At 55.8% G+C, this 12414-nt stretch carries 11 protein-coding genes; 4 read left to right on the top strand and 7 right to left on the bottom strand.

The features are described from left to right. Positions 1-409 precede the first annotated feature (409 nt). A complete protein-coding gene (locus DF283_RS06380) occupies positions 410-1021 on the top strand; it encodes a hypothetical protein (protein WP_303673901.1) in 612 nt (203 codons plus the stop codon). Here the strand turns inward: DF283_RS06380 and DF283_RS06375 are convergent. Both DF283_RS06375 and DF283_RS06370 read right to left on the bottom strand, forming a co-directional pair. Next, positions 989-1582, bottom strand: coding sequence for an NUDIX domain-containing protein (locus DF283_RS06375; protein ID WP_303673900.1), 594 nt, complete (start codon positions 1580-1582; stop codon positions 989-991). The two genes, DF283_RS06380 and DF283_RS06375, sit on opposite strands and share 33 nt — an antisense overlap. Further along, positions 1569-2702: a M20/M25/M40 family metallo-hydrolase gene (locus DF283_RS06370; RefSeq protein WP_303673899.1), complete on the bottom strand. Its 1134-nt coding sequence runs from the start codon at positions 2700-2702 to the stop codon at positions 1569-1571. Before DF283_RS06370 ends, DF283_RS06375 begins: the two co-directional genes overlap by 14 nt. A 143-nt stretch (positions 2703-2845) precedes the next feature. Between DF283_RS06370 and mdh the strand changes: the two genes are divergently transcribed. Then, positions 2846-3787, top strand: a complete 942-nt coding sequence (gene mdh, locus DF283_RS06365; RefSeq protein WP_303673898.1) for a malate dehydrogenase — start codon at positions 2846-2848, stop codon at positions 3785-3787. Positions 3788-3869: 82 nt separating this feature from the next. On the opposite strand, the gene DF283_RS06360 is transcribed toward mdh, so the two are convergent. Continuing rightward, positions 3870-4037, bottom strand: coding sequence for a hypothetical protein (locus DF283_RS06360; protein WP_303673897.1), 168 nt, complete (start codon positions 4035-4037; stop codon positions 3870-3872). A gap of 251 nt (positions 4038-4288) precedes the next feature. Beyond that, positions 4289-5275, bottom strand: a complete 987-nt coding sequence (gene ilvC, locus DF283_RS06355; RefSeq protein WP_303673896.1) for a ketol-acid reductoisomerase — start codon at positions 5273-5275, stop codon at positions 4289-4291. A gap of 95 nt (positions 5276-5370) precedes the next feature. On the opposite strand from ilvC, the gene lysS reads away from it, so the two are divergent. Next, positions 5371-6900 (top strand): lysine--tRNA ligase, encoded by a 1530-nt coding sequence (lysS, locus tag DF283_RS06350; RefSeq protein WP_303673895.1) that lies wholly within the window; start codon positions 5371-5373, stop codon positions 6898-6900. Positions 6901-7167: 267 nt separating this feature from the next. Here lysS and DF283_RS06345 read toward each other — a convergent pair whose 3' ends face one another. Both DF283_RS06345 and DF283_RS06340 read right to left on the bottom strand, forming a co-directional pair. Beyond that, positions 7168-7482 (bottom strand): hypothetical protein, encoded by a 315-nt coding sequence (locus DF283_RS06345; RefSeq protein WP_303673894.1) that lies wholly within the window; start codon positions 7480-7482, stop codon positions 7168-7170. A gap of 189 nt (positions 7483-7671) precedes the next feature. Then, positions 7672-10017: a glycoside hydrolase family 10-like protein gene (locus DF283_RS06340; RefSeq protein WP_303673893.1), complete on the bottom strand. Its 2346-nt coding sequence runs from the start codon at positions 10015-10017 to the stop codon at positions 7672-7674. A gap of 208 nt (positions 10018-10225) precedes the next feature. Between DF283_RS06340 and DF283_RS06335 the strand changes: the two genes are divergently transcribed. Further along, on the top strand, positions 10226-11017 hold the full coding sequence (locus DF283_RS06335) for a 7-carboxy-7-deazaguanine synthase QueE (RefSeq protein ID WP_303673892.1): 792 nt from the start codon (positions 10226-10228) through the stop codon (positions 11015-11017). Between the two features lie 20 nt (positions 11018-11037). Here DF283_RS06335 and DF283_RS06330 read toward each other — a convergent pair whose 3' ends face one another. Continuing rightward, complete coding sequence (locus tag DF283_RS06330) at positions 11038-12348, bottom strand: hypothetical protein (protein WP_303673891.1); 1311 nt, start codon at positions 12346-12348, stop codon at positions 11038-11040. Positions 12349-12414: the final 66 nt, after the last annotated feature.

Genomic DNA, 12414 nt, shown 5'->3' with positions numbered 1-12414 from the left:
AACACCTGCAACAACCCTCCCCAGCCATTCGCCGGCCCAAAACACCAAACAGTCGCTGGGCCATCGCTGGATAATAAAAAGTCACATTCTATTTTACCCCGTCCAATGGTGCAGGCATATTCCGCACGCATTGCCAAGCAGATTGCCCACCAGAAACAGGCGCAACAAAATCGGCGCAGCGGGTTTTCTCCCATAGTTCGGTATTATTTAATGCCGTATTGTTTAATCCCATGGTCTTGGCCTACTTTTACTACGCCTTCAAACTTGAACGCTGCTTGTCATTATGAGTATTGCAACGCACAACCCAGCCCGCACCCCAAGCACCGGCTCGCGCGTCCGCTTGGGCACTAACGCTCGGACAACTGAACTCCGGCGCTCCCAGTCAACTAGCGACGCCATTCGACATACCATGACAGCAGCACAGAAAACATCTGGGGCCAAGCCCTCCCCCGAAGCGGGCTTTTTCAGCAAGGAGCGCTTGACCGGGGCCTGGCGCTCCGTGAAACACGATTTAACCAGCAAGGACTGGTGGCTCAAAAACGGGGCCATCGCCACTGCGGTCACGCTGGCCACCTGTTGGCTACCGGGCTCTCAACTGTTTACCATTCCCCTGTGGCTGGGCATGGATGTTCTATTCTCCGCCATGCGGGGGCACCAACATTATCAGGACTTTCCAGAAAAGCCGGCTGCCAACGCCCCAAAAAAACCTGCTACCCAAACACCCAAACAAAAGCAGTGGCGCAGTAAAGACAGGCGCAACGCCGCCTGGAAAGGGCTGAAGCAAGGAATCATATCCGGATTTCGCGATAACTTTCAATTCAAGGCATTACTCAGCGGCGGTCTCTGTCTGGCCACTTGCTGGCTGCCCGGTTCTCAATTGCTTCTGATCCCCAGCCTGTTTTGCACCTTTGCCGCCTGGGGAGGAATAACGCAAGCCATTGAAGGCTACGAGAATCCGGGGAAGGGATTCAAGCCCTCACAAACGCCCTCACAACAAACCGGGAAAGCACAGGCAAAGTAGAGAGACCGTCTTGGCGTCCACGATTTCCCGAGCGCGGATTTTCCGCATGGCCTCCTCGGGGGTCAGCAGAATTACATCCAGCCACTCATGCTCGCTGGGCTGATGGGCCTTGTGCCCGTTGTACAAGCCGGTGGCTTTGTACAGCCAAAGTTTTTCGTCGCAAAAACCGGGGGCGGTAAACAAATAGGTCAGTTCTTCCCATTGATGGGCCTGATACCCCGTCTCTTCCCACAGTTCCCGTTGAATGGCCTCCGCCGGGTCCTCAGGGATACCATCGTGCCAATCCAGCTTACCGGCGGGCAATTCCAGCAAGGTGCGTCCCAAGGGGTAACGCCATTGCTCCACAAACACCAGACGACCATCATCCAGGATGGGACAGACCACCACCCCACCCGGATGCTCCACCACTTCCCGCTCCACGGTGGCTCCGCTGGGGTGTAAGGCCTGATCGATGCGCAACTTGGCCACCCGACCGGTGTGGATGACCCGGGAACTGAGGGTTTTCTCCTCAAGTGTCACCGGTTGCGAGGAGTCCGGCTTGGAAAATTCAGAAAGGCTCATGGGCAAAGGTTTCCAATATGTTTTGTAAAAACTGGCAGCACAGGGTCATCTCGCTCAGGCGCACCCGCTCCTTCAGGGAATGCGGCTCGATATAGCCTGCGCTCAGCACCACGCCGGGCAAGCCCCGCTGGACGAAGATATTGTTATCGCTGCCCCCGTTGGTGCGGATAAAGTGGGGCTCCAGCCCGGTGTTGCGGGCAGCGCTTAAGAGATTTTTCACCCCGGGATGCTGCTCATCCACATGATACCCTTCAAACTGGGTGAAGTGAGTAAACGCATAGCTGGTGCCGGGCATCCCCGCCGAGACCTCAGCCAAAGTCTGTTCAAGGTGGGCCAACGCCGCTTCTAAGGTCTGGGGATTGTGGCCCCGCAGTTCTCCTTTAAGGGTGGCCAAGTCCGGCACGATGTTGGTGGCCTTGCCACCGTTCAAAAAGCCGATGTTGCAAGTGGTCTGCTCATCCACCCGCCCCAGAGGCAGGCGCTCAATGACTTTGCTGGCAAACACAATGGCGTTCACCCCTTGCTCCGGCATAATACCCGCATGCACACTTTTGCCCCGGCAAGTGATCTCAAACTGGATGTAAGTGGGGGCCTGATTGATAATGACCCCCTGCCGCCCGGTGTGATCCAGGGTGATGGCAAAATCAGCCCCCAAGCTCTCATCGGATAAATCCTTGGCCCCACCCAGCGACGTCTCCTCACGGGTGGTGAAGATCAGGCGCAGCTGAGGCATGGGTAACTGGTGTTTCCGACACAAAAAGACGGTTTCCAGCATGGGAGCCAGCCCGGCTTTGTCATCGGCCCCTAGCACGGTGGTGTTATCGGAGGTAATAATGCGATCGCCGTCCACGTCCTGCACGATGGGCTGAATGTTATGACAGGGCGGCACCACGTCCATGTGCCCGGACAACACCAAGATACGATCATGGCTACACTGCTGGGCGGGCAGATCGACAATCAGGTTTCCCCCGGCATCGATCACTCCGCTAATCCCTTCAGCGGCCAACCGGTCAACCAGATAAGCCCGAAAAGCGGCCTCATCCCCGCTGGGGCTATCAATGCGAACCATCTCCAAAAAGGTTTGAAGCAGCCGCTCACTATCAACTCGCACCGTACTCATGGAACGCATCTTAGCAAAAATGGCCCCACTTGTCCCCAATTTAAGCGGCGCAGGTTAAGCGGCACAGGGCTTTTGTGGTTCCTGCGGCGGTTGTGTTAGCATACCAGCATCGAGGCTGTTTCGTTTTTTCAAGGAGAGATCGCATGCTTCATAAAATCTCCGTCATTGGGGCCGGTAACGTAGGCGCTACGCTGGTTCAGCGTCTGGCCGAGGCCGAATTGTCCAAGCACGTGGCCGTGGTGGACATTCTGGAAGGCATCCCCCAAGGCAAAGCCCTGGACATTCTGGAATCTTCCCCCATTTATGGCTACGACACCCGCGTGGTGGGCAGCAACACGTACGATATCATCTCTGATTCCGATATCGTGGTGGTTACCGCCGGTATCGCCCGCAAACCGGGCATGAGTCGGGATGATTTGCTGGCCACCAACGCCAAAATCGTCACCGATGTGTGCAACAACATCAAAAAATTCGCTCCCAATGCTTTGGTCATCGTGGTGTCCAACCCCTTGGATGTGATGTGCCACGTGGCCCTGCAAGCCTGCGGCTTCCCCTCCAACCGGGTCTTCGGTATGGCTGGCGTTCTGGATTCCGCCCGCTACAAAACCTTTATTGCCGAAGCGCTGGATGTGTCCGTGGAAGATGTGCAAGGCTTTGTACTGGGTGGCCACGGCGACACCATGGTGCCCCTGCCCCGCTATACCACCGTGGCTGGCATTCCGCTGTCGGATTTCCTGGACGCCGCTACCATCGATAAAATCGTGGATCGGGCTCGCAACGGTGGCGCCGAGATCGTGGGCTACCTGAAGACCGGTTCCGCCTTCTACGCCCCCAGCGCCTCGGTGCTGGAAATGATCGAGTCCATCGCCAAGGATAAAAAGAAAATTCTGCCTTGCGCCGTGTATTTAACCGGTCAATACGGCATTAAAGACCTGTACGTGGGTGTGCCGGTCAAATTGGGCAAAAACGGCATTGAGCAAGTCGTCGAGCTGAAACTCAGCGAAGCCGAATTGCAAGAGCTGCGCAAGTCCGCCAACGCCGTGCAAGAGCTGGTGGATTCTTTAAAAGCACTGGTTCCCGCCTAGCTTTTACAACGCCAATCAAATGAATAAGCCCCGTGTCTAATGGCCGGGGCTTATTTGATAAAGCGCTTCGAGCAGGAAGGTACTAAGTGCCTGTGTGGGCTTTGGATTCCAGCTTTTCACGCAGGGTGTTGACCAACGCGTTGATGGTTTCCAGGTTGCGATAGCCCAGACCCGGATTTTCCGGACGGACACTCAGCTTTTCCAATCGGTCTAAAATTTGCAAAATCTCGTCATTCTCAGTCCGTTTCATGCAGGCAGATTTCCTTTCAAGGATGGACAGATAGCTCATAGAACAATGACTCCTGACTATAATTCCCTAACTCACGGTTTTTAAAACTTTCCGGTTCACTCTCTATTAAAGACAATCCATCCAAAAAATTGCGGTTCCTCAAACAGTGCAGCTTTACATTTGAAAACTCACCTACTCATCATAACCGAGAGCGCCCCGTTGTGGGGAGTCTACGGAAAAGTAGAGTGCGTTCTTTTTTATTTTGAACCTGCCTAAAACTTCAGACGGGCCCGCAGGTCCCGATGGGTTCTTTCAATCAAATGCTGCTCATCCTGAAGCACCGCCTGCTGAATACGGGGCTTGCCTTCCGCAAATTCAGCCTGCATGGCCTGACTGAAGCGGCCAGTCACAATCTCATCCAGCACCTGCCGCATGGTTTCTCGCACATGCGCGTCAATGACCCGCTCGCCTTGGCTGATATCCCCATACAGGGCCGTGGAGCTGATGCCCTGGCGCATCCCGGTGATGCCCCGCTCGTGCAGCAGGTCGGCAATGAGCTTCACTTCATACAAGCACTCAAAATAGGCCACTTCCGGAGAAAAGCCGCGCTCCACCAAGGTATCAAAGGCCGCTTTAATCAGGCCGGTCAGCCCGCCACACAGCACGGCTTGCTCCGAAAACAAATCGCAAATGGCCTCTTCAGCAAAGGTAGTTTCCATCACCCCCACCCGGGCACAACCAATGGCTTTGGCGTAAGCCAGGGCTATTTTTTCAGCATTCCCGGTGGCGTTTTGATGCACGGCGTACAAACCGGGCACACCGCCACCCGCCAAAAACTTGTTTCGCACCCCCAGCCCCTGAGCTTTAGGGGCCACCATGAACACGTCTAAATCCGATTGGGGCTTTACCCAGCCTTCGTGAATGACCAGCCCATGCACAAAGCCCAGCGCTTTTCCGGCGGACAGGTGCGGCGCTATGCTTTGGGGATAGACGGAGCCCATCACCTCATCCGGCAGGGCCAGCATCACCACATCGGCCCAAGCCAGCGCTTCCGGCAAGGGCAAGACTTCAAAGCCATCTTCCAGGGCCACGGTTCGTTTCTGGCTCTCCGGGCGAACCCCGATTTTCACGGACACCCCAGAATCTCGTAGATTCAAGGCGTGAGGCCGCCCCTGATTTCCATAGCCCACAATGACCACCCGCCGATCCAGAATCGGCTGAAGATCGATGTCACTCTCTTGTAAAATGGGTTTTGACATAATTGACCCCACGACGGACAAACCTTTTCGGTTATTATAGAGTCTCCAAAATCAAAAAACTCAAAACGAATTGTGATTCAAAGAGATCAAGCCCCATGAGCAAAACGCCAGCCGCCCAATCCACCACCCCAACGGAGAACACCCCGCACACCAGTGAACATGCCGCCCAAATCCGTCAGGGCCGTATTGATAAGCTGGAAAGCTGGCGCAAACTGGGGCAGAATCCTTTTCCCTACCACTTTGAAAAAACCAGCGACAACGCCACCCTGCAAGCCAAATACGCCGCTCTGGAAAATGGCGTGGAAACCGAAGATGTGGTCTGCGTGGCCGGTCGGGTTATGGCCTTGCGCAATAGCGGCCTGTTTATTGACCTGCAAGACCCCAGCGGCAAAATTCAGGTGTTTTGCCATAAAGAAAATTTATCGCCCGAGATGATGGACGCCCTGAAACTGGTGGATGTAGGCGATGTCATCGGGGCCACCGGCACCATTCGGCGCACCCCCCGGGGCGAGCTGAGTGTCAAAACCCGGCAGTTGCAAATTCTGGGCAAATCCCTGCTGCCCCTGCCCGAAAAATATCATGGGCTGACCGATGTGGAAACCCGCTACCGGCAGCGCTATCTGGATCTCATTATGAACCCGGAGAGCCGGGACACGCTGGTCAAGCGCAGCAAAATCATCGCTGAAATTCGTAAACTGCTGTTGGACAAAGACTTTTTGGAAGTAGAAACCCCCATGCTGCAAACGCTGGCCGGGGGAGCAGCGGCCCGTCCCTTTGTGACGCACCATAACACGCTGGAAATTGACATGTACCTGCGGATCGCCCCGGAACTATTTCTGAAGCGGCTGATCGTGGGTGGCATCTCCGAAAAGGTGTTTGAGCTGAACCGGAACTTCCGCAACGAAGGGATTTCCCCCAAGCACAACCCGGAATTCACCATGATCGAGCTGTATCAAGCCTACGCCGACTACAACGACATGATGGATCTGACCGAGGAAATTGTGACCACCGTGGCCCAAAACGTGCTGGGCACCACCAAAATCGAATTTCAGGGCACAGAAATTGATCTCTCTGGCCCGTGGCCCCGCAAGTCCATGATTGACTGCGTGAAAGAAGAAACCGGCGTGGACTTCGCTGCCATCGATACCGATGAGGCCGCTCGCACCGCCGCCAAAGGGCTAGGGGTATTCGTGGAAGAATACGACACCTGGGGCTACGCACTGGAAAAGGTATTTGAAGATAAGGTTGAGCATAAACTGATTCAGCCCATCCACATTACTGATTACCCCCGTGAAATCTCTCCCCTGGCCAAGGAACACCGGGATAACCCACGGCTGGTGGAGCGCTTTGAAACCCGTGTGTATGGCTGGGAGATCGCCAACGCCTTTTCAGAACTCAGTGATCCACTGGATCAGCGCCAGCGGTTTGAAAGCCAGATGGCCCAACGAGATTCCGGCAACGATGAAGCCCACCAGATGGATGAAGACTACATTACGGCCCTGGAATACGGGATGCCACCCTGTGGCGGCTTGGGCATTGGCATTGATCGCCTGATTATGATCCTGACCAATTCGCCCAATATTCGGGATGTGATTGCCTTCCCCACCCTGAAACCCAAGCACTAGGCCAAAAAGCACCGAAAAAGGTGATGGCGGGTTCTGCTTTGACCTCGTTTTCAGGGCTGTTTTACGGCGAAAAAAAAGCCTGTGCAAGTCGAAACATGCAAAGGCACAAAGGATAGAGAGTTAGAGTTTGGATTATTCTATGATCGCAGACTGGAAAATGTCATGCGAAAACAGGCATGCTTGAAGAAAATTTTACATTCATAGCACTTGGGGCCTAGCCTCTTAAGCACTCATCCCAGCATCCCACTTGCCAAAGAGTACCGCCTATCAGGCCGACTCCACCATTAAGAGCTGCAGCATGTTTTCCGCCACTCGGCTTTTTAAAAAGTCCGGGCTGTTTTTGAGCAGCTCCACGGTTTGAGCCGTTTCCTGATCCTGATCGTACCAACGATTGCCGTTGGCCTTTACCCGAATCTCCTGCAACACCTTGCGCACCTGAGGGGTGTCCCACTGCTCTACCAAAAACCGCTGAATCTGACGGGCCACGGTCAAGCGCATGGCGCCGGGGGCCAGATATAGCAATTTCAGGGCAAAGGCCAACCGTGGATACGGGTCATACCATCGGCAAGGCTGATAACTCACAATCTCTCTATCCTTTGAACCAGCATTTAGTACGCAAACACAAGAGCTAACGCATTTGCGTATTATACGCAACTCCATCCACGTTTGTATAGTATTAAAAAACAAATCGTGGTCAGTGCGGAATTTTGAAGACTCGGAAGGCGACCTGCCTCGCAAGCCACCTTCATCGTCACGCCTGAAAAGAAGCCTCTATTTCCGCCACCATAAAAAGCGCCGCTTTTTGGGCTTGGCAGGAACTTCTTCCGTAACGGGAGTAACCGTCGGCGTGGTGGGCACCACGGTTTGCTGGGGCACCTGCACCGCCGTCAACGCCTCCAGCATGCGACTGGTTAAATGAGCCGTATCAAACAGCACATAACCACTGGCACCCGCCTGCTTGGCCGTGTCAATCTGGCTCAGCACCAGCTCGGCGGCGTTGTTGTTAAACGGTCCAAAAATCCCGGAGTACACGGGCACTTTGCCTGCCGTGCGGCCAATCATGGTGCGGGTATCCCGTTCCACCACCTTGGTGGCACTAGTCAGGGTCATGGGAGCAAAAAAGTCAATCCAGCCGTTCTGGGCCCAGGCGGCCCAATCCTGATGCTTCACCGCCAAAGCGCTGTCCGCGTCGGGGAATACCGCCGCTGAAATCTTCACGGCAGGCTTCTTCTGGTGAACCAACTCAGTGGCTTTTTGCACAAACTGGTTGACCTGAGCGACTTTATAGGCATTCCAGGCCTTCCACAAATTCTCAAACTCAGGATTTTTAGGGTCAATCTCTGCTGGATCAATGCCATACTGGGCCTTGAAGGCCTTCCGGGCCACTTCCGAGTAACCCCAGGTGGTCTTGCGGTAGCTGAAGCGGTCCGAGGGGAAGCTGGCCGGATAGCGGATATAATCCAGCTGGAAACCGTCCACATCGTAACGCGTGACGATTTCATCCACCAGTTTCAGCAAAAACCCTTGCACCTCCGGGTTGGCCGGATCCAGGAAATAAGCGCCCAGCTCCAGATTGGAAGCCACCGGCTTTTCCGGGGTTTTCAAAATCACGGTGGGGGTGGGTGTAACCGCTGAAGCGGGGACAGGTGAAGCGCTGGAACCAGCGGGGGCGCTGTAAACCCGACTCACCCCGTTCACCGCAGGTTGCCCCACCACCGGGGTGGTTCCGGGGAGTTTCTGCGGACTGAGCGCCGCGAACTGCACGTTGGCCCATGAAGGATAACGGCTGAGGATGGGCCCCGGTGGCAGGTAGGCGTTGGTTCCCCCGTAAAAGGTCTGGAACCATACATGTACTTTCATGTTGCGCTGATGGGCCTGCTGCACCCAGTTCTGCAGCAAATCCACCCCCTGAAACTTGGGGTTTTCAGCGGGAAGCCCATAAGCCTGATAGGTTTGGGAGGGAAAAATGGTGTAGCCGTGGAAAAAGGTTTCCAGAAAGACGGCATTGATCCCGGCGGCTTTCAGACGGTCCAGCGTTTCACCAATGGCAGCCGGGGTCTTTTCAATGGGACGATGCCAGGCCCCCCGGATGGTATCGGCGGGAAAGGCCTTGTAGCTGGCCCACAAGCGTCGGTGGGTGCTTTCCAGAGCCTGAGCGATATTCTGGGCGGCCTGCTCGGTTTTGCCTTCCGCATTCAGGCGCAGGGCCTCCTCTTTTTGATCTCGAATGGCCTTGCAGGCGGCGTCCAGTTTCCCGGTAGCGCTCCAGGCCTGATCGGCGCAAGGACTCTTGGCCCACTCCTGATCAAACTGGTACACGTAGGTGTTGAAGTCGGTGTAGGCTCTCACAGTGCCGGCGACCGGGTCTACTTCCACGTGGGCACCCAGCGGGGCGTTGGCGATTAACCAGCTACGCCCTTTGCCATGACCGCTCAGGACATAGCCGTCCGCCGGAATGGTTGAATCAGAGCCTTCCTGAGCCACCACGATCCCGTTGCGCACGGTCACCTCAAAGCCAAATTCGTTGGTGCCAGTGTTGGGCTTGGGATAGCGGGCATCGTACAGCACAATCTGGTTAGAGGCCCGAAAGCCCGGAAAACCTGAGCCATTGGGGTTGTTAGAGGCCGACGGGTTGACCACATCCAGCCGGGTTTGCCGCTGCTGGAACCAGGCCTCTTCAATCTTGAGCAGATCACCGGGTTTCAGATTTTTCAGCCAGTCCCGCTTGCTACCAATGGCCGATAGCACCACCCCGTTTTGAGGAATGGCGGCATTGCCGCAACTGAGCGAGGGGTTGGACTGGCAATCCCACACGCTAATCACATCGGACACCTGATAGGTTTTGACCTCTTGTCCCTGAACCCGATTGACGGACAGGGGCTTGGCAATCACTTCCACCCCAAAGCCATTGGTGCGGGTGGAAGGGCCAAAGGCCGGATCGTAGAGAATCAGGGAGTCCGCTTCTCTGGCGGCGTTCCGGGCCGTAATATCCTGCGGCTGCCCATCCGGGCCAATCACTTGCAAAGCACGCTGGGCCCAGGCGGACGTCAGCCATAAACTACCCAGAATTCCCACGGACGCCAAGGCAAAGACCTGCATTTTTTTCCAGCGCTGCACCACAGTCTCCTTTAAACCACTAAAGTCTATCCATACTTTGACTATACCAGACTGACGCGTTTCCTGACGACTTGTTTCAGCGGAAAGCGCAATTCATCCGGCAGCCAATCGACCGCCCTGAAATGTTCATTTGCGTTTCCGATCTCCCAGAATCAGGGCGACCGTATTACAATATCTACGAACACTGTCGCAATCCAGAATAATCGCCATGGCCCTTCACTCCCCAACCGATCCCATACTCACCCCGGAAAGCCTGAAAACCGCCCCAGTGCAGGAAGTTTTTTCCTCCATTCAGGGCGAAGGCGTTTACGTGGGCAAGCGGCAGGTGTTCGTGCGGTTTGCCCATTGCCACTTAAAATGCGCCTACTGCGACACCCCCATGACCTCACCCACCGGACAATGCCATGTGGAAACCCCGCCGGGCAGCGGCAACATTGAATATCATAACAACCCTTTGCCCCCAGAAACGCTGGTGGAAATTATCCAGTCTTTGCTGATAACCGCGAAGCACCACAGCGTCAGCTTTACCGGCGGGGAGCCCCTGCTCTATCACCAGTTTTTGCAACGGGTGTTCCCTGAAATCCAGAAACGCTGCAAAACCTACCTGGAAACCAGCGGCACCCAGGCCGATTTTCTGGAGAGCGTGCTGCCCTGGACGGACATCATCGCCATGGACATCAAGCTGCCCTCGGCCACCGGGGAAGCCCCCCAATTTGACAATCATGCCCAGTTTTACGCCCAAGCCCAAGGCAACCCAGCCGCGGAATGCTTCATCAAGCTGGTCTTCAACCAGCACACCACCTTAGCAGAGCTGGCCGAGGTTCGGGGAATTGTCACCAACCGGCAAACCCCCATTATTCTGCAACCGGAAACCAGCCTGACCGACCGCACCGTGTCCATCCTGCCCAGTCAGGTGTTTGCCGCCGAAAACTACCTGACCCAGTACTTCGATGACGTGCGGGTCATTCCTCAAACCCATAAAATGCTGAACGTCCTGTAGCGTGTGGATGCTAACGCTCTCTAGGCCGTAAAAGCCAAGGGCTTGCGGGGACGATAGGCGTTGGGATCGGCTTGTCCCCCAAAGGCGCTAAAGCCCGAGCCCGCTCCAAGACCTCCGCCGGAGCCCATGAAGGGGTTAGCGTTGGCAAAGCCCGATTCTCCGCCACTAGAGCGCTGAAACGGAACGTAACTGCCGCCCTTGCCCTTGCGGCTCATGGCATCTGCCACGGCAGCGCCCATTTCAAAACCACCGGCATTGCCCAGACCACCGCTTCCGGCATTGGCCGATTGCCCGCCCATCCAGGGGGAACCCGCTATTTTTCCGTTCATAACCTGATCCATACGGGGGGCAAAAGCGCTGGCATAGCTTTCCGACTGTTTATTAGCGTTAATCAGTCCCGCCACGGTTGATTGAAAGTCCTGACTGGGCTTCACCCCCAAGCCGGCCCGGTTGGCGGCCAGTTGCTGACCTTCCGTGGCGCTACCCAGAGCTTGTTCCGTTTGCTTCGGCAAAGGGTCCACGGAGGCCAATTGGTCCAGCTGCTCCAAACGCTGCAACAGGGCGTTCAGGTTGGCGGCCTCCGGGTCAAGGGACTGTAAGGCCTGTAAGGCCTGTTCTTGCAGCTTGAAAATACCGGCAGTGCGCTCCCGGGGATTGACATTCAAGGCCTCAGCCCCGATGGGCAAGTTCGGTGCCGGGCTGGGCTTACTGGCATTCATGGGGCTCGCCATGGCCGGGCCGGGGTCAATGGAAAGATCGGTCACCTTGAAAGTAGCGCCCGTGGTAATTTCCGCCCGATTCAGCCCGCCGAAATCCGGATTGGTGGCATCCAGCGGAAGACGGCTGCCATACACACCGGGAGAAATGCCCACGGTATCCACACCGCCTTGCCCATCGGTGGTCACCTTTAAACCCAGCCCAATATTGGGCAGGCGAAACTCCGGTAAGGCAAGCAATTCCGTCATGTTTAACTCACTGACCGCCAGCAACCGCTCAGCGGCCTTGAACACATTGGGAATTACCGGGGCCACCGCCGGAACGGCAGCCCGTTTTAAGCCGCCCACCACGGTGGCGTCAAACCCGAGGGGCGCACTCAATGGACTGGCCTGACTGACCGGACGGCGAGAAATGGTTCGGTTACCGCTCAGCGTATAGTAAGTATCAGCCTCATCAGCCCTTAAATCGGTGGGTAAATTGACCCCGTAAGCCGGTACAAACTGGTTGGCCTGGGTGCGAAAAGAACTGTTGGCATTCAGCCAGGCGTTGGTAGCCCTGACCTGGGGACCTCCCGGGTACAGGGGATAAAAAATGAGAGGCGGAAGACTGCTCATCGGTCGCACCGTACAATTAACACCATCTGTACAGTACCCTCGGCAGACTCGTCTTAAACTTCAGTC

This window comes from Vampirovibrio chlorellavorus, from assembly GCF_003149375.1.
GTDB classification, from domain to species: domain Bacteria; phylum Cyanobacteriota; class Vampirovibrionia; order Vampirovibrionales; family Vampirovibrionaceae; genus Vampirovibrio; species Vampirovibrio chlorellavorus_B.
This window is presented reverse-complemented; position numbering and strand designations above follow the sequence as displayed.

Bases quoted from the DNA above. Each gene is read 5' to 3' on its own strand.
- DF283_RS06380 (WP_303673901.1), top strand. From the start codon at position 410: ATGACAGCAGCACAGAAAACATCTGGGGCCAAGCCCTCCCCCGAAGCG.
- DF283_RS06375 (WP_303673900.1), bottom strand. From the start codon at position 1,582: ATGAGCCTTTCTGAATTTTCCAAGCCGGACTCCTCGCAACCGGTGACA.
- DF283_RS06370 (WP_303673899.1), bottom strand. From the start codon at position 2,702: ATGAGTACGGTGCGAGTTGATAGTGAGCGGCTGCTTCAAACCTTTTTG.
- mdh (WP_303673898.1), top strand. From the start codon at position 2,846: ATGCTTCATAAAATCTCCGTCATTGGGGCCGGTAACGTAGGCGCTACG.
- DF283_RS06360 (WP_303673897.1), bottom strand. From the start codon at position 4,037: ATGAAACGGACTGAGAATGACGAGATTTTGCAAATTTTAGACCGATTG.
- ilvC (WP_303673896.1), bottom strand. From the start codon at position 5,275: ATGTCAAAACCCATTTTACAAGAGAGTGACATCGATCTTCAGCCGATT.
- lysS (WP_303673895.1), top strand. From the start codon at position 5,371: ATGAGCAAAACGCCAGCCGCCCAATCCACCACCCCAACGGAGAACACC.
- DF283_RS06335 (WP_303673892.1), top strand. From the start codon at position 10,226: ATGGCCCTTCACTCCCCAACCGATCCCATACTCACCCCGGAAAGCCTG.
- DF283_RS06330 (WP_303673891.1), bottom strand. From the start codon at position 12,348: ATGAGCAGTCTTCCGCCTCTCATTTTTTATCCCCTGTACCCGGGAGGT.